Annotated in this window: 17 protein-coding genes; 7 read left to right on the forward strand and 10 right to left on the reverse strand. The window is 73.9% G+C overall.

Features of this window, described 5'->3' with window-relative positions; genetic code table 11:
- The first annotated feature begins 192 nt into the window (after positions 1–192).
- Positions 193–2,061, forward strand: a complete 1,869-nt coding sequence (locus GXW83_RS18535) for a glycosyl hydrolase (RefSeq protein ID WP_182444152.1) — start codon at positions 193–195, stop codon at positions 2,059–2,061.
- A 78-nt stretch (positions 2,062–2,139) separates the two neighbouring features.
- On the opposite strand, the gene GXW83_RS18540 is transcribed toward GXW83_RS18535, so the two are convergent.
- From GXW83_RS18540 to GXW83_RS18550, 3 genes are all read right to left on the reverse strand, one after another.
- The gene (locus tag GXW83_RS18540; RefSeq protein ID WP_182444153.1) at positions 2,140–3,465 is read right to left on the reverse strand and encodes a S8 family serine peptidase; all 1,326 of its coding nucleotides are present in this window, start codon (positions 3,463–3,465) and stop codon (positions 2,140–2,142) included.
- Positions 3,466–3,782: 317 nt separating this feature from the next.
- Positions 3,783–4,460, reverse strand: a complete 678-nt coding sequence (locus GXW83_RS18545) for a helix-turn-helix transcriptional regulator (protein WP_182444154.1) — start codon at positions 4,458–4,460, stop codon at positions 3,783–3,785.
- 133 nt (positions 4,461–4,593) lie between these two features.
- Positions 4,594–5,148, reverse strand: coding sequence for a flagellar hook-length control protein (locus GXW83_RS18550; RefSeq protein WP_182444155.1), 555 nt, complete (start codon positions 5,146–5,148; stop codon positions 4,594–4,596).
- Between the two features lie 581 nt (positions 5,149–5,729).
- Between GXW83_RS18550 and GXW83_RS18555 the strand changes: the two genes are divergently transcribed.
- The gene (locus GXW83_RS18555; protein ID WP_182444156.1) at positions 5,730–7,250 is read left to right on the forward strand and encodes a peptide MFS transporter; all 1,521 of its coding nucleotides are present in this window, start codon (positions 5,730–5,732) and stop codon (positions 7,248–7,250) included.
- A gap of 33 nt (positions 7,251–7,283) precedes the next feature.
- Here GXW83_RS18555 and GXW83_RS18560 read toward each other — a convergent pair whose 3' ends face one another.
- The gene (locus GXW83_RS18560) at positions 7,284–8,564 is read right to left on the reverse strand and encodes a hypothetical protein (protein WP_225447084.1); all 1,281 of its coding nucleotides are present in this window, start codon (positions 8,562–8,564) and stop codon (positions 7,284–7,286) included.
- A gap of 520 nt (positions 8,565–9,084) precedes the next feature.
- On the opposite strand from GXW83_RS18560, the gene GXW83_RS18565 reads away from it, so the two are divergent.
- Entirely contained in the window at positions 9,085–9,546 is a 462-nt protein-coding gene (locus GXW83_RS18565; protein ID WP_182444157.1) for a hypothetical protein, read from the forward strand.
- A gap of 305 nt (positions 9,547–9,851) precedes the next feature.
- Positions 9,852–10,352, forward strand: coding sequence for a GNAT family N-acetyltransferase (locus GXW83_RS18570; RefSeq protein WP_182444158.1), 501 nt, complete (start codon positions 9,852–9,854; stop codon positions 10,350–10,352).
- A 64-nt stretch (positions 10,353–10,416) separates the two neighbouring features.
- Here GXW83_RS18570 and GXW83_RS18575 read toward each other — a convergent pair whose 3' ends face one another.
- Entirely contained in the window at positions 10,417–11,355 is a 939-nt protein-coding gene (locus tag GXW83_RS18575) for an aldo/keto reductase family oxidoreductase (protein WP_225447085.1), read from the reverse strand.
- A 91-nt stretch (positions 11,356–11,446) separates the two neighbouring features.
- A complete protein-coding gene (locus GXW83_RS18580) occupies positions 11,447–12,349 on the reverse strand; it encodes a hypothetical protein (protein WP_182444159.1) in 903 nt (300 codons plus the stop codon).
- Between GXW83_RS18580 and GXW83_RS18585 the strand changes: the two genes are divergently transcribed.
- The gene (locus GXW83_RS18585; protein WP_182444160.1) at positions 12,348–13,313 is read left to right on the forward strand and encodes an LLM class F420-dependent oxidoreductase; all 966 of its coding nucleotides are present in this window, start codon (positions 12,348–12,350) and stop codon (positions 13,311–13,313) included. The genes GXW83_RS18580 and GXW83_RS18585 overlap by 2 nt on opposite strands.
- 81 nt (positions 13,314–13,394) lie before the next feature.
- Here the strand turns inward: GXW83_RS18585 and GXW83_RS18590 are convergent, their stop codons facing one another.
- On the reverse strand, positions 13,395–13,865 hold the full coding sequence (locus GXW83_RS18590; protein ID WP_182444161.1) for a peptidoglycan-binding protein: 471 nt from the start codon (positions 13,863–13,865) through the stop codon (positions 13,395–13,397).
- A 179-nt stretch (positions 13,866–14,044) separates the two neighbouring features.
- On the opposite strand from GXW83_RS18590, the gene GXW83_RS18595 reads away from it, so the two are divergent.
- Entirely contained in the window at positions 14,045–15,532 is a 1,488-nt protein-coding gene (locus tag GXW83_RS18595) for an MFS transporter (RefSeq protein ID WP_182444162.1), read from the forward strand.
- A 139-nt stretch (positions 15,533–15,671) separates the two neighbouring features.
- Entirely contained in the window at positions 15,672–17,438 is a 1,767-nt protein-coding gene (locus GXW83_RS18600; RefSeq protein WP_182444163.1) for an ABC transporter ATP-binding protein, read from the forward strand.
- A gap of 184 nt (positions 17,439–17,622) precedes the next feature.
- Here the strand turns inward: GXW83_RS18600 and GXW83_RS18605 are convergent, their stop codons facing one another.
- The 3 genes from GXW83_RS18605 to GXW83_RS18615 form a co-directional block, all read right to left on the reverse strand.
- Positions 17,623–18,411, reverse strand: coding sequence for an urease accessory protein UreD (locus GXW83_RS18605; protein ID WP_182444164.1), 789 nt, complete (start codon positions 18,409–18,411; stop codon positions 17,623–17,625).
- Positions 18,399–19,073 carry an urease accessory protein UreG gene (gene ureG, locus GXW83_RS18610; protein WP_182444165.1) on the reverse strand — a complete coding sequence of 225 codons (675 nt, stop codon included), beginning with the start codon at positions 19,071–19,073 and terminating at the stop codon, positions 18,399–18,401. Before ureG ends, GXW83_RS18605 begins: the two co-directional genes overlap by 13 nt.
- Positions 19,074–19,140: 67 nt before the next feature.
- Positions 19,141–19,857, reverse strand: coding sequence for an urease accessory protein UreF (locus GXW83_RS18615; RefSeq protein ID WP_225447086.1), 717 nt, complete (start codon positions 19,855–19,857; stop codon positions 19,141–19,143).
- Position 19,858 lies beyond the last annotated feature (1 nt).

Consider the following 19,858-nt stretch of genomic DNA (forward strand, 5'->3'; position numbering starts at 1 on the left):
CTCCCCTGGAACGATCGGCGCACCGGCCCGGGCGGCCGACGGCTCCAGCAGGGGAGTTGGGGGCGCCCGGCAGCGGATAACAGAAACTTCTCCGGACCGGCCCGCGCATTTTCTGTTATCGGCCCCGCCGGGGGCGCACTCCTCAGCAGGAAGTACATTCGGCGTGTCAGCGGGGCAGGGAGCGAGACCACCATGCACATCTCCGGGAGCAGGGACCTTCCGCGCGGCACCGTGTCCGCCGCGCAGGGCGGCGACGCCGCCGCGCTGGACGAGGTCGTCTCGTACACGCTGCCGCTGGTCTACAACATCGTCGGCCACGCGCTGCGCGGGCACCACGACGTGGACGACCTGGTGCAGGAGACCATGCTGGGCATCGTCCGCGGCCTGCCCGGGCTGCGCGAGCCGGAGGCGTTCCGCTCCTGGGCCGTCGCTGTGACGGTACGTCAGGTCCGTTGGCACCGGGCAGCGCTGGCCAATCGGCCCGCGAGCACGGCGCTGGACGAGGGGGTCGAGGCCGCCGATCCGCAGGCCGACTTCGTGGACCTCTGCATCCTGCGGTTGGGCCTCAGCGGACAGCGCTTGGAGGTGGCCGAGGCCACCCGCTGGCTGGACTCCGACGATCAGGAGCTGCTGGCGCTGTGGTGGCTGGAGGCCGCGGGGAGCCTGGAGCGCGGTGAGTTGGCCGCCGCCCTGGCACTCCCCTCCACCCATGCGGCGGTGCGGGTGCAGCGGATGAAGCAGCAGTTGGACACCGCGCGCGGCGTGGTGCGCGCGCTCGGCCGCAGCCCCCGGTGCCCGGGCCTGGCCGGGCTGGCCGAGGACTGGGACGGCGTTCCCGCGCCGTTGTGGCGCAAGCGCTTCGCCCGGCATCTGCGCGGCTGCGCCGACTGCGCGGCCTGCGCGCAGGATCTGGTTCCGGCCGGGGCGCTGCTGGTGGGGATGGGCCTGGTGCCGCTGCCCGCCGGTCTCGCGGCCGCCCCGTCCCGGCCCGGGGTGCGGGCGGTCCGGCGCAGGCGGGCCGGGCGGAGCCGGGTTCGGCGCGGCGGTCGGCTGTACGCCGCCATGGGCAGCGGCCTGGCGGTGGCGGTGGTGGCCGCCGCGAGTGCGCTGGCGCTCGGCGGTGGCCGTGCCGCGACGCCGACCGCACGCGCGCTGCCGCTGCCGGCAGTCACCACCGCCGGCGCCGCGCCCGCCCCGTCCTCCCCGGCAGCCGTGCACACCGCGACGCCCACGCCCACGCCGAGGCCGACGGCCTCCCGCACCCGGAAGGCGACGATGCCTCCGGCGGCGCCCGCCGGTCGGCCGGCCGCGCCGGTGGTGGCCGTCAAGAAGGGCGACGCCACCTGGAGTTTCGACGGCGTCACCACCGCGCTGCGGGCCTCGGGGGCGTCCTGGTACTACACCTGGGGGCCGGACCACTCCGGCATCCAGAGTCCGCCCGGCGTGCAGTTCGTGCCGATGATCTGGGGCCCGGCCGACGTCACCAACGGTTCGCTCCAGCTGGCGAAGCAGCAGGGCAGCAGCGTGCTGCTGGGCTTCAACGAGCCCGACATGGCGAGCCAGTCGAACATGACGCCGCGACAGGCCCTGTCCCTGTGGCCGACGTTGATGGCGACCGGGTTGCAGCTGGGCAGTCCGGCGGTGGCCACCGGCGGTGCCACGCCGGGCGGTTGGCTGGACCAGTTCATGCAGGGTGCGCGCAGTCGGGGCTATCGCGTCGACTTCATCACCCTGCACTGGTACGGCGGGGACTTCGTCACGGCCGACGCGGTCAGCCAGCTCGAGGGCTACCTTCAGGCCGTGCACGCCCGCTACGGGCTGCCGGTCTGGCTCACCGAGTACGCGCTGACCAACTTCGCCGACGGCGGCGCGAGTTACCCCACCGCGCAGCAGCAGGCCGCGTTCGTCACCGCCTCCACAGCGATGCTGCAGCGCCTGCCGTGGGTGCAGCGCTACGCGTGGTTCGCGTTGCCGGACACGACGCCGGGCCAGACCGGGCTGTTCCTGCCCGGCGGCGCGCCCGACAGCGTCGGCGCGGCCTGGGCCGCGGCCGGCCGCTGACGACGGGCCGCAACCCAGCAACAGCCGTGCCGGGCCCGGGAGTTGCTCCCGGGCCCGGCAGGTGTTCCGAGCGGGTGGTCAGAAACCGGCCAGGCCGTTGGGCGAGCCCAGGCCGGTCGGTCCGTCCCAGCCCGTCCCCGTCGTGCACAGGACGGCGCAGCCGCTGTTGGTCGGGGCGTTCTGGCCGATGGCGACGTCGTTGAAGGCCGAGGAGGGGTCGGCGTAGAGGGTGTTCGGGCCCTCGACGTCGGCCAGGTTGCCGCCACGCGCGTACACGCCGGCGATGAACGGGCTGGATTCGCTGGTGCCGCCCACGACGATCCACCCGTAGGGCTCGCCGGAGGAGGGCGCGTAGGTGTCGTAGATGGCCGCGCCGGTGGTCGGGTCGGCGTCGGCGGAGACGTCCGAGTCGGCGCGGTGGCCCGCGCAGACGGCGGCGATGTCACTGGGCTGGCCGAGCGCGGGCGGCAGTTCGGCGGCGCAGCCGCTGCCGGAGCCGTCCCAGGCGGTCTCGGTGTAGCCGTTGTGGCCCGCGCCGGGGCTGCGGAACAGGGAGGTGCCGCCGACCGAGGTGACCGTGGGCAGGTTCTGCGGCCAACCGGAGGGCGTGCCCTCGAAGCCGCCGTCGCCGGAGGAGGCGGTGATCGCCATGCCCGGGTGGTAGAAGTCGCGGGCGGCGGTGCCGAGGTCGAGGGTGGCGTCCGGGTCGAACTGGTAGCTCACGCTGGCCGCGGAGGCGCCGAGCGAGGCGGCGGTGTCCATGGCAACGCCGAAGTCCTCGGCGGCCTGGTCCTCGCTGGAGGTGATGTCCCGGTTGACGGTGATCTCCAGGATGTGGCAGGTCGGGCAGGCCGCGGAGGCCATGTCCACATCCAGCGAGGTCTCGACGCCGACCTCCTCGTCGAACGCCTTCTGGTCGGCCGTCGTCCCGGCCGCCAGCGGTGCCCCGCCGTGCTCGTTGACCTGCTTGAAGCAGCCGTTGGCGGCGGTGCAGGCGGGCAGCCCGTACTGGGCCCGGTAGGCGCCGAGGTCGGCTTCGAGGGTCGGGTAGGCGCCCTCGTCGAGGATGGCGATGGTGTTGGCGGGCCCGACCGTGGGCCCGGGCAGGTTGTAGGCGGCGGCGAAGTCGGCCGCCCCGTACCCGGCCGGGGTGCTGGTGGTGAGCGCCTTGGTGGAGCCGGGGGCCACGGTGACGATCTGGGCCATGCAGCGGTCCCGGGCGACCCCGGCGCACACCCGGGTGGCGCCCCGGGCGGCCAGCTGCGGGCTGGGCAGGCTCGCCGCGGAGCCGATCTTCGGCGTCACCGGGGTGTGCGCCTGCGCCGCGGCGGTCGGCAGTACAGCCGTGGCGGCGGCCAGGGCGCCGACCGACACGACGCCCAGGGCCGCCTTACGGAGGTTCATCAACGGGGCTCCTCTCTTGCTGCGCGAGGGCGCGCCGACAGGGTGGCGGGCGCTCCGCGCGCAGGGACGACCGCGTCCGCTGACGCGGTGACAGATGCGCTGTACCTGATGGCGACCCGTCGGAGATCCACCGCGGCGACCACGCCGACCTGTGCGACATCCTTGACGTGTCCATGAGTGAACTATCGAGGCAACAGTCACACCGAGGGGCTGGTTGCGTCAAGTGGGTGCCACCGGCAGCAACGGTGCTGGTCCGGCCACGCCCGGACGCCCGCCGCCGCGCGCCGACCCGCCCGCCGGGCGTCCGGGCGCGGCCCTCAGAGCCACCCCCTGCGAGTGGCCTTATGCCCGGCCTCGAAGCGGCTGACCGCGCCCAGTCGCTCCATCAGCCTCGCCGCCATCCGCCGGACGGTGCGCAACGACATGCCGAGCTGCTTCCCGGCCCGCTCGTCGGTGCTCCCGGCCGCGAGCAGGCGCAGCAGCCGCCGCTCGGTGTCGGTCAGCTCCGACCCCGCCCCCCGGGCGGCCGGCTCCCCCAGCGGCTCGCCGGTGTCCCACGCCTGGTCGAAGGAGTGCCGCAGGGCGGAGACCACGGAGCCGTCCTCGACCAGTGCCGAGCCCTTGCCGCGATCGGCCTGGTCCATCGGCAGCAGTACCAGCCTACGGTCGAAGATGAGCATGTTGGGCGGCGGCGCCACGGCCGTGCGGACGGCCGCACCCAGGGCGACCGACCACCGGGCGTGGTCCAGGACGCCGCTGCTGCTGCGGGCCCGCTCCGGATAGAGGATGTGCAGCCGTACGTCGGTCGCCAGGACCCGTTGGTAGAGGTGGCGGGCGGCGCGCGGGCTGACCGTGGTGCAGCCCTCGATCGGCAGCACCGCGAGGCACTCGAACGCCACGCTGGCGGCGGCCCGCTCCAGGAAGCCGAGCACCGCGCCGACGCCGACCAGCGGCGTGGGCGGAACGGGTAAGCGACAGGACGCTTCTGATGTCATGTCAGCGCAACGTACCGATGCGCACGGTCCGACGGCAGCAGATTTTTGGCCGTACATCATCATAAGTCGTACGCCGTCCGGTGCCCCGGCGCGGTCCCGGTGGGGGCCGGGAGCGCGCCGGGGCGGGTACGGATCAGTTCCAGGGGTTGGCGGGCTGGTCGTCGATGGCCACCCAGAAGCGGACGCCGGTCGGGACGGTGCCGTAGGCCCAGAAGGACCAGCCGCCGGTGGTGGCCAGGCCGGTGCCGTAGCGGCCGTCGTGGAACTCGGCCTCCTTGGCGCCGGTGCCGAAGTCCGCGGCGCACAGGGCGTCCGCCGCCGCCTCGCTGGTCAGCGTGGTTCCGGAGACGGCGGGGGTCAGGTGCACCCAGCCCTCGGCCCAGCCGGCGTAGAAGCCGGGGGTGATGTCGCTCGGCGCCGGTGCGGAGTTGGCGACCAGGCACAGCACCGGCAGGACGGCGCTGGCCGGGGTGTCGCCGCTGTAGGCGTTGGTGGTGGCGTCGTAGCTGACGTGCACCTCGCCGTTGGTCTGTTGCTGGGCCACGGTCCAGGTCATCCCGGCGTGGGTGGCGGTGGCCGGGTGGACGGTGGCGGCCTGGACGGCGCCGCCGCCGGTCGCCAGGAGTCCGCCGGTGATCACGGCGGTCGCGGCGACCGCCGCCAGACGTGTGCGGGGCAGGACCTTCATCTGGGATTCCTTCCTCGTACAGGGAACGGGCGAAGCAGGCTCGTCCGCGGCCGTCGGCCGAGCACTGCGGCAGACACCAGGACGCTAACGTCGTCCGATCCGCCCGCGCACCGCACACGGGAAGGCGTGGCACCTTGCTGCCCGATCGATCCCGCATGGTTGTCATGCATCGATCGAGATGCAGGGCCCGCCCCGGCGTCGCGCGTCACGTACAGCACGGGTACCCCAGGTCGGTGACTCCCTGTGAGCTGTCCCACAGCCGGACAGCCGCAACGACGGCGCTGATTCCGTGGCCAAATCTGCCCACGGCCATCATTTTGTGCCACCCGAGTCCGCTTGGCCTATGATTCGAAGACCATTACGGGACGGCGAGGCAGTAGGAGAAAGCCGGGTTTGTCAATATCAGGCCTTTCGCACCTATCAGCGGCCTTTGCGGGATCACGGCACCTAATGGCCTGAGTTAGGGTGTCCCGCATCCCGTGTCACCGCCACGGCGCAGCCCTGTACCCCAGTGGCCGCCCCGTGGCACCGCGCTTGCGTGCCTTCCGAGGACGCGCCCGCTGAGTCAGGCAAGGAACCAGATGCCTCCCACACAGACGCTGTCCACCGATCCGGCGCTGACGCCGCAGGTCACGGCCGTTCCAGGCCGGACCTTCTTCGGTCATCCCCGTGGGCTCGCCACGCTCTTCATGACGGAGATGTGGGAGCGGTTCAGCTTCTACGGGATGCGCGCGCTCCTGGTGATCTACCTCGTCGCCCCCGCCGACAAGGGCGGCCTGGGCTTCAGCGCGGCGACCGGCGCGGCGATCTACAGCGTCTACAACGCGATGGTCTACCTGCTGGCGCTGCCCGGCGGCTGGGTCAGCGACCGGTTCTGGGGCGCCCGCAAGACCGTCCTGATCGGCGGCTGCATCATCATGGCCGGCCACTTCATGCTGGCGGTACCGGCCGAGGCGTCCTTCTTCCTCGGCCTGGGCTTCATCGCCGTGGGCTCCGGACTGCTGAAGGCCAACATCTCCACGATGGTCGGCCACCTCTACCCGGACCGCAACGACGCCCGCCGTGACGGCGGCTTCACCATCTTCTACATGGGCATCAACCTGGGTGCCTTCGCCGCGCCGCTGGTCATCGGCACCGTGGGGCAGGACGTCGACTGGCACCTGGGCTTCGCCCTGGCGGGCGTCGGCATGGCGCTGGGCCTGGGCCAGTACGTCCTCGGCGGCCGCCACCTCAGCAAGGAGAGCCAGAAGGTCGGCTCCCCGCTTCCGGCGGCGGAGCGCACGGCGCTGCTGAAGAAGGCCGCCTTCTGGACCGGCCTGGCCGTCGTCTTCTACGCCGTCGTGGTCGGCACCGGCACCTACGACATCAACTGGGTGATCTGGCCGCTGACCCTGGTCGGCCTGGTCATCCCGGGCCTGGTCTTCCTGCGGATGAAGCGCGACCGCGACCTGTCCGCGGACGAGCAGGGCAAGCTCTCGGGCTACCTGTGGTTCTTCCTCGCCGCCGCCGTCTTCTGGATGATCTACGACCAGTCCGGCTCCACCCTGAACGTCTTCGCCACCAGCAACACCGCGACCAAGCTGTTCGGCTTCAACTTCCCGTCCAGCTGGTTCCAGTCGCTGAACCCGCTCTACATCATGGCGCTGGCCCCGGTCATCGCCTGGATGTGGGTCTGGTTGGCCCGGCGGGACAAGAACCCCAGCACCGCGACCAAGTTCTCCTACGGCCTGATCCTGATCGGCGTCTCCTTCGGGGTCATGATGCTGGCGATGGCCGCCGCCTCCGGCGGCACCAAGGTCTCGCCGCTGTGGCTGGCCGTGGTCTACCTGGTCCAGACCGTCGGCGAGCTGGCGCTCTCCCCGGTCGGCCTGTCCGTCACCACCAAGCTGGCGCCGGTGAAGTACGCCAGCCAGATGATGGGCGTGTGGTTCCTCGCCGTGACCGTCGGCGACTCCCTCGCCGCGGTGCTGGCGCAGCTGCTGGGCAACGCGTTCCTCAGCACGGCCTCGTTCGCGGTGCAGGGCGTGGCCGCGCTGCTGGCCGGCGTGGCCGTGGTGATGTACCGCAAGCGGATCACGGCCATGCTCGGCGACGTGCGCTGAGCCGCTCCCGGCACCGGGGCCGTCGTCCTTGCCTCACGGACTTGACGGGGTGGGGGCGGCCTGCGGGCAGCCGAGGTTCACCAGGGAGGCGGCCAGCCGCGCGGTGAGGAAGTCGAACAGGTCCTGGCCGTCCTGCGGCGAGACCGCACCCACCAGGAAGGGCCTGTCCGCGCCGATCCGGGCGGCCCCCGGCCCGGAGAGGTCCGTGCAGTACGCGCTCGGGCTGCCGTCCGCGCCGCGTCCCAGCCGGGGCTGGTCCACGCCGGCCCGGTAGAGGTCGGTCTTGGTACGGCTCCGCGCGCCGTCGACCAGCGTCATCGGGTCGTTGAGCGGCACCAGGGCGACCGGCGCTGCCTGGTGGGCCGCCGCCTGCAGCTCGTCCAGGCCCAGGGAGGTGGCTCGGTGCCCCGGATCGGCCAGGTCGGGCGCGGTGAACGGGGCGCAGCCCAGGGCCGGGTCCACGAAGCCGTCCAGGAGCAGGTTGTCACTGCCGTTGGCCAGCTGGACCGCGCCCGGCAGGGCTGCGGTGTCGGCGGCGGTCGCCTGTGCGGTCCTGCCGTCGGCGGTCGCCAGGTAGTCGGTGGTGACGTTGTCGCTCTGGTCCTGGTCGACCAGGCCGAAGTCCCGGGTGCTCATGCAGGTGCGGCCGTCCCTGCCGACGCCCAGCGGGGGAACGCGCAGTCGGCCGGAGCGCTCGGCGGCATTGGCCGCCCGGAAGAACGCGGGCGCGTCGCAGTAGGCGAACTGGGTGAACAGCGAGCCGTCGAAGCCGTTGACGCAGTGCCCGGAGCCGAGGCTGCCGCCCTGCCCGCGCAGCGTCAGATTGTCGCCGTTGAAGCCGAACCAGATGCCCACGACGTCCCCCCGCCTCAGCGCCGGGACGACGGTCGGGGCGGCCGGCCGGCTCCCGGCGTCGACGACCAGCGGGTCGTAGACGGAGAGCGCGCCGGTGGCCGGATCCACGACGGTGGCCTGGACGAAGGCCGACTGGTCGAGGTCCGCCTCGTGGCAGGGGCCCTGGGTCGGGTCGGTGGCGGAGAGCCGGTAGGGCGTCGCCAGGCCCTTGGCGGTCAGCGGGTCGGCGGGGACGGTCAGGGTGCAGTCCTGGTCGGGCTGGGCGGGCGGCGGCGTCGGGGCGGCGGTGGGCAGCGCCTGCACCGGTGGCCGTCGGACGGCTGCGGGCGTCCCACCGGTGGCCGCGACAGCCGTGCCGAGCAGCGCGACCAGCCCGGCCACGACGCCGGTCGCGGCGGCGAGGGCGGCGGCCCGGGGCCGCTTGGGACGTCGTCCGCCGTGCCGGGAGATGGGTGTCAACGCGTGCTCCTTCGCCGGAGGGAGGGCGGGCGGCCCGGCAGGGCCAGCGGTGCCGGGGGGCGGTGCGGGGCATGTCGGCGCGAGTGTATGCACGCCACGCGTTCGTACGAGCGGCATCACCGAACCGGCCCCACTTCTGGCGCCCGCGTGACCGAAGCCGACCGAAGCCCGACGCAACACGCTCACCGAAGTGCCCACCGACCCGGCCGCCGACCGTCCGTTGCACGGACACCGGCTGTTCGACGGGAGCGGTGGGCGAGACGGCCGTCACCCGCGACCCGATGCGTCCGCCTCGGGCCAAGCGGAGAGCTACGCGGTCGCGCCGCCGACCGTCCTGGGGCGGAGCAGCCCCGGCGACGATCCACCGACGCCTTCCCACCAGGTCGGCAGTGATGATTCTCTTCCGGACCGCGCAGCTCCCGCTCGGCCGACGAGTAGTCGGGTTGGACACCGTTTGCCCTCTGGGCCGCAGGGGCAGGCGGGCGACATATCCGCCGCCGCACCCCAGGATGGAGACCTCATGTCCGTCAACCCCGGCCCAGCCGACCAGCAGCCGGCCGATGTCGTCCCGCGTCCCGTCAACCTCGGGCCGCCGACCGAGGAGCACGGCGGCACGGATCGCCCGCAGGAGCGGGCAGCTGCTCGTCCGGTCGCCTCGCCGTCGGCTGTCGCACCCGGCGCCACAGGCAAGGGGGCGGACGCACGGGACGCCGTCGAGGTGGTGGCGCTGGACGGCCACGACTACACCGTGCGTTTCACCCGCGAAGGCGACTCCGCCCGGTTCCAGCTGCGGGCCGACCCCGAGGCGCTGGACCAACTGCCGCAGGGCGTGGACGAAACCGCAACCGTCCGCGAGGCAGTCCTGGTCCTGGCCGAGCGGCAGCGCGTGGCCGACCTGCCGAAGACCGTGGATCTCTCCGACCTCTTCGCCCTGTACCCCGACTTCCGCGAAGCGCTGGGGTACCGCCTGGGGCGGTCCTGAGAAAGGCCCGTTCGCTCCCCGCCGGAGCCGGTGACGCCTTCGCGGCAGGGCTGATCGCCCGGCTGCGCGGCGGCGCCGGGCCGGTGGGGGCCGCAGGGCACTTCGCTGCTGCGGCGGTCGGCGCTGCCGCGTCCACCGGGTAGGGACAGCTGCCCCCTGCCGGTGGGCAACGGTCCGCTGCGGTGGGCGGCGTGGCCACCGCCGGGTCATCGGCGCGACTCGCCCGGTCACATGATCGGCCGGACAACGGCGTTCGGACGTCGTCGCGTTGCCGTCGCCCCCGTCCTTGCGGCAGGGTGTGCGCCATGGTTGAACTACGCGTTCTGGAGTCGGACGACTGGCCGATCTGGCGGGAGCTGCGGCAGGCAGCCCTGGCGGAGGCGCCCTATGCGTTCGGGTCGACGCTGGCGGAGTGGCAGGGGGCCGGTGACCGCGAGGACCGCTGGCGTGCCCGGCTGGAGATCCCCGGCGCGCTCAATGTCGTTGCGCTGGTCGAGGGTCGTCCTGCGGGGATGGTCAGCGGCGTTCCGGCCGGGCAGGGCGAAGACAGCGTGGAGCTGATCTCGATGTGGGTCGGTCCCCAGGCGCGTGGCAGAGGGGTCGGCGACTGCCTGATCCTGGAGGTCGAGCGGTGGGCTGCGCAGCGGGGTGCCACCTCCCTGCGCCTGTCTGTGATGCCGGACAACCTCAGGGCGGCCGCTCTCTACGAGCGCCACGGGTTCACCGACACCGGTGTGCCGGGTGACCTCCTGCCCGACGGCACGGGCAGGGAGAAGCTCATGGCCAAGGACCTGGTGAACAGGTAGGCAGGTCACCGGATCGCTGCCGGGGCCGGCCACCGCGGACCGGCCCCAGGGAAGCCCGCTGCGGTTACGGCAGTGCCTCCCCGCGTGCAGCGATCCAGAGGCCGTACCACTCCTCGTGGGTGAGCTCGGGCTCGCGGCGGGCGGCGTCGGCGCAGGCGCGGATGCGCTCGGGCCGGGCGCTGCCGACGACGGGCGCGATGCGCGCCGGGTGCCGTTGGAGCCACCACAGCAGGATCGTCTCCGGCGTGGTGCCCTTGGCCTCGGCCAGGGACGCGACGAGCCCGGCGGCGGCCCGCTCGGCGGGCGTCTCCTGGCGACCGGTGAAGCGGCCCTGCGCGAGGGCGCCCCACGCCTGGAGCCGGACCCCGTGGGCCATGCAGTGCTCCAGGGTTGCCGCGGGGAAGCCCACGGATGCGGCGTGCGCGGTGTTCACCAGCACTCCGGCCTCGACCCAGTCCCTCGCGTGCAGGCTCATCTCCAGCTGATTGACCGTCAGCGGAAGCTCCAGGCGGCTCTGGAGGAGGGCGATCTGGGCGCCGCTCATGTTCGACACGCCGAACCGGCGCACCAGCCCCTGCCGGTGCAGCGAGTGCAGCGCGTGCGCAACGTCCTCGGGATCGGCCAGCGGGTCGGGCCGGTGCAGCAGCAGGACGTCGAGGTAGTCCGTCCGCAGGCGGTCGAGGCTCGCCTGGACCTTCCGGACGATCGTCTCGCCCCGCAGGTCGTACATGCCGGGCTGGTCGCCGTCGGGCAGCCGGATGCCGCACTTCGTCTGGAGCACGATGCGCTCACGCAGTTCCGGCGCGCGGGCGAGCACCTCGCCGAACACCGCCTCCGACTTGCCGTGCCGATAGATGTCGGCGTGGTCGAACACCGTGATCCCGCTGTCGAGGGCTGTCTCGACGGCGGCCTCGGCCTGCGCGATGTCGGCTGCTGCGTAGGGCGTGGTGTCCCAGCTCCCTCCCAGCCCCATGCATCCGTAGAGCACTCGCTCCTCGTCCACGTGCCCGAACCTCCCTCGTCGCAAAGCAACCAGCTTGCCATGCCGACGGGGTGTTCCAGCAGCCAGGAGCGGGGCGGCGGGCCGTCGCCCGCTACTTCAGGGCGGTGAAGGCCACCAGCAGCCCGGCGACACCGGTTGCGAGCCAGGCGACGTTGTCGCCCAGGCGGCCGGAGTGCAGGCGGCGCAGCGGTTGGACCAGGCGCCGGTTGCCGGCCGCCGCCAGGCCGCCCAGCCGCCGGACCGAGGGTCCGGTCAGGGCCGGCGCCCACAGGGCGGCCGAGGCGAACACGGCCGCCAAGGCGCCCGACAGCAGGCCCAGCAGGACGCCCGGCGCCGTCCAGCCGGTCTCCGTCGCGGCGGTCGCCGGGGCGGCCGTACCGGCGGGTGCGGGCAGTTGGGCCGCTGCGGCGTAGGCCGCCCGGTCGGTGAACAGTCCGCCCGCGCGGGCGAGCTGTTCACCGAGGCCGGGCAGCAGGCCGAGGGCCAGGCAGGCGGTGAGCAGCAGGCCGGGCACGACCAGCATGGGCAGTGGGACGTGGCGGCCCGGCCCGCGGACTTCCGGCTCCTCGTGGTCGCCCCGGGTCTGCGCGTCGCCGCCGTCGTGCGGGGCTGCCCCGACCCCGGTGAAGACCCGGGCGGCGGTGCGCAGGACCGTGGCCGCGGTGACGGCGGAGGTGAGCACGAACACGGCGGGCAGCCGGGCCAGGTCCTGCCCGGCGGCGTGCTCGGTCAGGGCTTTGCCCAGACCGGTGCCGAACGGCGGGACTCCGGCCAGGGCCAGGGCGCCGAGGCCGAACATGACGCCCGCGCTCCAGCGCAGCGCCCGGGCCCTGCCGTACAGGGTGTGCTCGTCGACCGAGCCGTACTGGTCGAGCAGCACCCCGGTGAGGGCGAACAGGGCGGCCTCGGCACCGGCGTGGCCGGCGACGTACGGGGGCGAATCGGGACGAATACCCCCGTTTCTGCGGTGGTCGGCCGGGTAGGCGCAGGCCATGGTTCAGATCGGATACACGATGATGAGCGAGCACGCCGGCCCCCGGCAGCTGGTCGAGGACCTGGTGCGGGCGGAGGAGGTCGGCTTCGACTTCTCGGTCGCCTCCGACCACTACTTCCCGTGGCTGGACGAGCAGGGCCACGCCCCCTACGTGTGGAGCGTGCTGGGGGCCGCGGCGCAGGCGACCAGCCGGATCCCGCTGATGACGTACGTGACCTGCCCGACGATGCGCTACCACCCGGCGGTGGTGGCGCAGAAGGCGGCGACGGTGCAGTTGCTCTCCGAGGGGCGCTTCCGGCTCGGGCTGGGCTCCGGCGAGAACCTGAACGAACACGTCGTGGGGGCGGGCTGGCCTGCGGCCGACGTCCGCCAGGAGATGCTGGTCGAGGCGGTCCGGATCATCCGCGACCTGTTCTCGGGCGGTTACGTCAACCACCGCGGCAAGCACTTCCAGGTCGAGTCGGCCCGGTTGTGGGACGTGCCGGAGCAGCCGCCTCCGATCGGCATCGCGGTCTCCGGCGACCAGTCCTGCCGGATCGCGGGCGAGCTCGCCGACCTGGTCATCGCCGTCGAGCCCGAAGCGGAGCTGCTGACGGCCTTCGACCGCTACGGCGGCGCCGGCAAGCCCCGGGTCGGCCAGCTCCCGGTCTGCTACGACCCCGACCGCGACGCGGCCGTCGCCCGCGCGCACCAGCAGTTCCGCTGGTTCGGCGGCGGATGGAAGGTCAACGCCGAGCTCCCCGGGACATCTGCCTTCGCCGCCGCCAGCCAGTTCGTCCGCCCCGAGGACGTGGCCGCGTCCATCCCCTGCGGGGACGACGTCGACGCCTTCGTGGAGGCCGTACGCGCCTACACCGACGCCGGTTTCACCGAAGTCGCCCTGGTCCAGGTCGGCGGCGACGCGCAACTGCCCTTCCTGAACTGGGCCGAGAAGACCCTCCTGCCAGCCCTGCGCCAACTCTGACACCAGCGCAGCCACCCCTCCCCCGATCGAGGGCGCGGCGACGGCAGGAACGCTGCCGCCGCCGGGACCGCCCTGCTCCGGTCAGGTGGGGTCGTAGGTGCCGGTGTAGAACTGCAGGCAGCTGTTGGTGTTCGGACCGGCCTGGCCGTCGACCCCCTGCGAGCAGCCGAAGTCGCTCTGGAAGGTCTTCACCCACTGCTCGGTCTGCGGGCCGAAGTTGCCGTCGACGGTGAGCGGCGAGCCCTCGCTCGGGTCGCCGAAGATCTCGTCGATCCCGCGCTGCAGCAGCCGGACGCAGTAGTCCCCGTTGTCCCCGTAGCTGAGGTTGTGGTTGGGCACCCACTCGGTGACGCTGATGTCGGAGTTCTTGTAGCTGACCAGGCCGCACGAGGTCGAGGAGTAGTCGGCGTGCACGCCGGCCGCCGTGACCGTGCCCGAGTGGGCGGTGGCCGCGGTGGTGGCCGCCTGCGCCCCGGGGGCGAGGGCGAGGCCCCCGGTGACCATCGCCGCGGCCACGAGGCCGTAGCTCAGGCGCTTGTGAAGGAGCTTCATGGGTGGTTCCCTTCCTTTGCTGTGCTCTCGAGGTGGTGCGGGCTTGCGGTACCGAGTCTCGGCCCGGCCGCTCACCACGGGCTCATCACGGGCTCACCGCCGTCTAACCGGTCTCGGCCGCCCTCGACGGGCGAGCCGTCCGTCGCGCAACCCGACCCGTTTCGGGGGAAGATGGACCCATGACCGCTTCCCGCGCCGGTGAGGTGCGCATGGCCGGTGCCGGCGGACGATGGGTGCTGTTCGCAACCGTCCTGGGCTCGGGGATGGTGCTGCTGGACGGCACCGCGGTCAATGTCGCGCTGCCGCGGATCGGCGCCGACCTCGGGGCGGGTCTGGCCGATCTGCAGTGGGCGGTCAGCGGCTACCTGCTGACGCTGGCGGGCTTCATCCTGCTCGGCGGATCGCTGGGCGACCGCTTCGGCCGCCGCCGGGTCTTCGTCATCGGCGTGCTGTGGTTCTCGCTGGCCTCGGCGCTGTGCGGGATCGCCCCGAACGCCACGCTGCTGGTCGCGGCGCGCGCCCTGCAAGGGGTCGGCGGCGCGCTGCTGGCCCCCGGCTCGCTGGCCATCATCCAGGCGGTGTTCCACCCGGACGACCGGGCCGCGGCCGTCGGGGTGTGGGCCGGGCTCGGCGGCGTCGCCGGGGCGGTGGGCCCGGTGCTCGGCGGCTGGCTGGTCGGCGGCCCGGGCTGGCGCTGGGTGTTCCTGATCAATCTTCCGCTGGCGGCACTGACGGTGGCGGTGGCGCTCCGCCACGTCCCGGAGACCAGGGACGAGGCCGCGGTGGGCCGCTTCGACCTGCCCGGGGCGCTGCTGGCGGCGCTGACCCTGGGCGCGCTCACCTACGCGCTGACCTCCGCCGCCACCGCGCCTGCGGCGGCCGGGGCGGCGGGGGCCGGCTCGGTGCTGCTGGGCGTGGCGTTCGTGCTGGTGGAGCGGCGGGCGCCGGAGCCCATGATGCCGCTGCGGCTGTTCTCGTCCCGGCTGTTCAGCGTGGTGAACGTGGTGACCGTGCTGATCTACGGGGCGCTGGGCGGGGTGTCGTTCTTCCTGGTGCTGCAGTTGCAGACCACCGCCAGGTTCTCCCCGCTGCTGGCGGGCACCGCGCTGCTGCCGCTGACGGTGCTGATGCTGGTGTTCTCGGCGCGGGCGGCCCGGCTCGGCAGCCGGATCGGTCCCCGGCTGCCGTTGACCGTCGGACCGCTGGTGGCGGCTGCCGGGGTGCTGCTGATGCTCCGCATCGGCCCGGGGGCGTCGTACGCGGTCGACGTCCTCCCGGCCGGGATCGTCCTCGGTGCCGGGATGACGCTGCTGGTGGCCCCGCTCACGGCGACCGTGCTGGAGTCGGTGGAGGTCTCCCGGGCCGGGACGGCCAGCGGCGTCAACAACGCCGCCGCGCGCACCGGCGGGCTGATCGCGGTGGCCGCCCTACCCGCCCTGGTGGGCCTGTCCGGCTCACAGTACCGGTCGCCGCACGAGGTCGATCCGGCGTTCCGGGGGGCGATGGCGGTCTGCGCCGGGCTGCTGCTGGCGGCCGGGGCCACTGCCTGGCTGGCCATCCGCCCGGCGGCGCCCGACCGGGAGTCCATGGACGCCGTCTGCGCGCCGTGCACCTCGCTGTCGGCCCCGCCCCCGGCCGCCGACCGGGGTCTGAGCGACAGCGGCTGACCGGCGGACGTCGCAGCGGCTGCGGAGCGGCTGCGGGACGGAAATCGGATGGCGTCCGGACAGCGCTCTCTGGGAGAATCCGACGCGTCGCCCCGCCGCCGCGGCCTCCCTGCGACCTCCCCCCGTGCAGGAGTGCTCCATGCTGCCCGCCTCCAGCCCGCTCGACCACCGCTACCGCGGCGAGAACCCGCTGCGGACCCTGCTCTACCTGCTCAGCGACGACCGGCGCCGACTCGCCCTGGGCACCGCCTCGTTCGTGGTCAAGCACAGCCCCACCTGGCTGCTGCCGCTGGTGACGGCGAACGTCATCGACGTGGTGGTGAAGCACGGCCCGGCCTCCGGACTGTGGCTCAACTGCGGTCTGCTGCTGGGGCTGCTGCTGCTCAACTATCCCGGCAACCAGCTCTACATCCGCTGCTACAGCCGCTCCATCCGCCGGATGAGCACGGGGCTGCGCTCGGCCATCTGCCGACGGCTGCAGGAGCTGTCCATCGGCTACCACTCCCGGGTCAGCGCGGGGGTGCTCCAGACCAAGGTCATCCGGGACGTGGAGACCGTGGAGCAGATGCTGCAACAGTCCGCCGACAGCGGCCTGTCCGCGCTGTGCAGCCTCTTCGGCGGGCTGTTGATCATCGGCCAGCGCACGCCGTTGTTCCTGCCGGTGTTCCTGGTGGTGGTGCCCGCCGCGGCGGTCCTGGTGGTGCGGCTGCGCAGCAGGCTGCGCACCCAGAACGAGTCCTTCCGGCAGGAGGTGGAGCAGCTGTCGGCCCGGGTGGTGGAGATGACCTCGCTGATTCCGATCACCCGGGCACACGGCCTGGAGCAGGACGCCATCGCGCGGCTGGACGGCACGCTGCGCCAGGTCCAGGGCGCGGGGCTGCGCCTGGACCAGGTCAACGGCCGCTTCGGGGCAATGGCCTGGATCACCCTGAACACCCTGGGCGTGGGCTGCCTGGCCGGTTCCGCCTGGATCGCCTACACCGGCGCGTTCGGGGTCACCGCCGGGGACGTGGTGATGCTCAGCGCCTTCTTCACCACCCTCACCGGCGCGGTCACCTCGCTGATCAGCCTGGCGCCGATCATCAGCAAGGGGCTGGAGTCGGTGCGCTCGGTCGGCGAGGTGCTGCAGGCCCCCGATCTGGAGACCAACGCGGGCAAGACCGAGGTCCGCGCGGTCCGCGGCGAGATCCGCTTCGAGCGGGTCGACTACGCCTACCCGGAGGCGGCGCGCCGGTCGGTGCGGGACTTCTCGCTGACCGTCGCACCCGGCGAGACGGTGGCCCTGGTCGGGGCCTCCGGGGCGGGCAAGTCCACGGTGTTGAACCTCGCCATCGGCTTCCTGCGGCCGACCTCCGGCCGGATCCTGCTGGACGGGACCGACATGGAGGCCCTGGACCTGCGCACCTACCGCCGGTTCCTGTCGATCGTGCCGCAGGAGTCGATCCTGTTCGAGGGCAGCATCCGGGAGAACGTCAGCTACGGCATGGCCGACGTCCCGGAGGCGGTGGTGCGCGCCGCGCTGCGGGACGCCAACGCCACCGAGTTCGTGGACCGGCTGCCCGGCGGCCTGGACACAGTCGTCGGCGAGCGCGGGGCGCGGCTCTCCGGCGGGCAGAAGCAGCGGCTGGCCATAGCCAGGGCGCTGATCCGCGATCCGCGGGTGCTGATCCTGGACGAGGCGACCTCGGCCCTCGACACCGGCTCCGAGGCGCTGGTGCAGGAGGCCCTGGCCCGGCTGATGCGCGGGCGGACGACGTTCGTGGTGGCGCACCGGCTGAGCACGATCCGCGGCGCCGACCGGATCGTGGTGCTGGACGACGGGCGGATCGCCGAGACCGGCGCCCATGACCAGCTGCTCCGCCGCAACGGCGCGTACGCGCGGCTGCACGGGGCGCAGACCGGCTGAGGCAGCGGCCGGGCCGGTCGGCCTCGGGCGGCCGGGCCGGGCGGGTCAGCCGGGCGGCCGGTGCAGGCGTTGGCGTCGGGCGGGTCTGCCGGACGGGCGGGCGGCCGACGGTCGGATCGGCAGGACGGGTCCGCCGGGCGGCCAACCGGCCGGGCAGGCCAGACGGGCGGGTCAGGCAGGTGGGTCAGGCGGAGGTGAGTGGGTGGCGCAGGGCGCGGCGCAGTAGGAGGCCGTCCGGGGCGGTGGCGGTGAGCAGTACGGCCGTGGCGTCCGCCAGCGGCAGCAGCACGGCCTCCGCGGGCGGCTCGCCGAGCAGCGCGGCGGCGGGCGGCTGCCGGGCCAGTGCCGGATCGCGCAGCAGGCAGTGGCCGAGGGCCCGGTGGCCGGCCAGCCGCGCGGGGCCGTCCCAGCCGGGGGCGCCGGGGCCGTGGTCGGTCTGCTGGTCGAACAGCGGGCGGTCGTCGTGGTGCACGGTCAGCCGGGCGGTGGGCCGCCCGGGGGCCTCGCCGCTGCGGCCGAGGATCTGCTCCTCGCGCAGCAGCAGCCGGGCGCTCCCGGCCAGCCGGACCCGGGTGGCGGTGTGCAGTTCGCTCCCGGCCGCGGCGATGACCGGTTCGGGCAGCCACTCCAGCTCGCCGCCATCGTCCACCCGCAGGTCCAGGTCGTAGCGGGCCGGGGCGGGGGCGTGTCCGGGCAGGCTGAGGGTGGCGGCGGCGCTGGTGACCCGCAGTCGCGCGCCGGTCCGGACGTGGACGTCGATGCGCAGCCGGTCGCCGCCCAGCGGCGCGGCCATCGCGCCGACCACGGTGACCTGCGCGGCCCCGGCCGGGCCGGGGTGCGTGGTGCGGCGCAGCGCGATCGGGCCGTCCCCGGCGAGCAGTGGCAGCGCGGTGCCGCCGCGTCCGTCGGGGGTGGCGGTGATCCGGGCGACCGCCCGGACGGTCGCGCCCGGGGGCGCCGTCATTCGGTCCATTCGCGCAGCCGGTCGCGGACCCACTGGGCGATGGGGGCGACGCCGTCGGCGGCGGCCAGCGAGCAGAAGACGACTGGCAGGTCGCCGCGCTGGGCCCGGGCGTCGCGGTCCATGACCGCCAGGTCGGCGCCGACCAGCGGGGCGAGGTCGGTCTTGTTGACCACGAGCAGGTCGGAGGTGGAGACCCCGGGGCCGCCCTTGCGCGGGATCTTGTCGCCGCCGGAGACGTCGATGACGAAGATCTGGTGGTCGACCAGCCCGCGGCTGAAGGTGGCGGTGAGGTTGTCGCCGCCGCTCTCGATGAGGACCAGGTCCAGCGGGCCGGTCCCGGCCTCCAGGTCCTCGACCGCCTCCAGGTTGGCGGAGATGTCGTCGCGGATGGCGGTGTGCGGGCAGCAGCCGGTCTCGACGGCGGTGATCCGCTCCGGCGGCAGGACGGCGTTGCGCAGCAGGAAGTCAGCGTCCTCGGTGGTGTAGATGTCGTTGGTGACCACGGCCAGCGAGATCTCGTCGCGCAGCGTGCGGCAGAGTGCGGCGACGGTGGCGGTCTTGCCGGAGCCGACGGGCCCGCCGAGGCCGATCCGCAGCGCGCGGTGGCTGCCGTCGGGCAGGTGCGGGTCGGCGCCGGGGAGCGGCGCCGGGAGTTCGGGGTCGCGGTGCATCAGAGCGGGCTCCTTGCGGGGTCGGGGCAGGGTCGGCGGAGGCGGAGCGGCAGAGTCGGGGGCGGGGTCAGGAGGCGAAGAGGCGGACGGGCCAGGCGGCGTGCTGTTCGGCGTAGACGTCCAGCAGCGGCGCGGAGGCGGCGGGCAGGGCGTCCAGGCCCTCGCGGGCGGCGGTGTCGGCGGCCGTGACCGCCGCTGCGGCGACCTGCCGCAGCTCGGGGGCGAGCCGGGCGAGGACGGCGGTGGCCTGGAACGGGTCCAGGCCGAGCAGCCGCACGGCGGCGGAGACCGCTCCGGAGACGGATTCGTAGGCGGCGGCGGTCGCCGCCCCGCCCGGGTCCAGCCCGGCGGCTGCGGCGGCCAGGCCGAGCACGACGCTGTGGTGCGCGCCGCGCGGGCGCTCGGCGGCGAGCCGGTCGAGCGCCGGATCGGGCCAGACGGCCCGGGCCGCGCGGAGCAGTTGGCGGCCGAGGCGGCGCGAGGTGGCCCGCAGCGCGGGTGACGGGGTGCGGGCGTCTGCGGCGTCGTCCAGCGCGGGCGGCGGTAGCCCGGCGGCGGCTGCGGCGGCCAGGGCGGCCGAGGTCAGGCCGGTGGTGTGCAGGCGTCCGGTGCAGAAGGCGCGCAGGCTTTCCGGGTCGTGGACGCGTCCGGCCCGGACGGCGGCCTCGGCCCCGCCGGAGTGGGCGTGTCCCCCGGCGGGGAAGCGGCCGTCGGCGAGGACCAGCAGCGCGGGGTCGACCGCTCCGGGAGTGAGCGGGTCGAGGGTGTTCGGGTCGGGGTTCACG

It is taken from the genome of Streptacidiphilus sp. PB12-B1b (assembly GCF_014084125.1).
GTDB lineage: Bacteria > Actinomycetota > Actinomycetes > Streptomycetales > Streptomycetaceae > Streptacidiphilus.

Coding starts and splice junctions, on each gene's coding strand:
- GXW83_RS18590 (WP_182444161.1), bottom strand. CDS start 13,865: ATGAAGCTCCTTCACAAGCGCCTGAGCTACGGCCTCGTGGCCGCGGCG.
- GXW83_RS18585 (WP_182444160.1), top strand. CDS start 12,348: ATGGTTCAGATCGGATACACGATGATGAGCGAGCACGCCGGCCCCCGG.
- GXW83_RS18605 (WP_182444164.1), bottom strand. CDS start 18,411: ATGGACCGAATGACGGCGCCCCCGGGCGCGACCGTCCGGGCGGTCGCC.
- ureG (WP_182444165.1), bottom strand. CDS start 19,073: ATGCACCGCGACCCCGAACTCCCGGCGCCGCTCCCCGGCGCCGACCCG.
- GXW83_RS18600 (WP_182444163.1), top strand. CDS start 15,672: ATGCTGCCCGCCTCCAGCCCGCTCGACCACCGCTACCGCGGCGAGAAC.
- GXW83_RS18545 (WP_182444154.1), bottom strand. CDS start 4,460: ATGACATCAGAAGCGTCCTGTCGCTTACCCGTTCCGCCCACGCCGCTG.
- GXW83_RS18595 (WP_182444162.1), top strand. CDS start 14,045: ATGACCGCTTCCCGCGCCGGTGAGGTGCGCATGGCCGGTGCCGGCGGA.
- GXW83_RS18540 (WP_182444153.1), bottom strand. CDS start 3,465: ATGAACCTCCGTAAGGCGGCCCTGGGCGTCGTGTCGGTCGGCGCCCTG.
- GXW83_RS18555 (WP_182444156.1), top strand. CDS start 5,730: ATGCCTCCCACACAGACGCTGTCCACCGATCCGGCGCTGACGCCGCAG.
- GXW83_RS18535 (WP_182444152.1), top strand. CDS start 193: ATGCACATCTCCGGGAGCAGGGACCTTCCGCGCGGCACCGTGTCCGCC.
- GXW83_RS18580 (WP_182444159.1), bottom strand. CDS start 12,349: ATGGCCTGCGCCTACCCGGCCGACCACCGCAGAAACGGGGGTATTCGT.
- GXW83_RS18570 (WP_182444158.1), top strand. CDS start 9,852: ATGGTTGAACTACGCGTTCTGGAGTCGGACGACTGGCCGATCTGGCGG.
- GXW83_RS18565 (WP_182444157.1), top strand. CDS start 9,085: ATGTCCGTCAACCCCGGCCCAGCCGACCAGCAGCCGGCCGATGTCGTC.
- GXW83_RS18550 (WP_182444155.1), bottom strand. CDS start 5,148: ATGAAGGTCCTGCCCCGCACACGTCTGGCGGCGGTCGCCGCGACCGCC.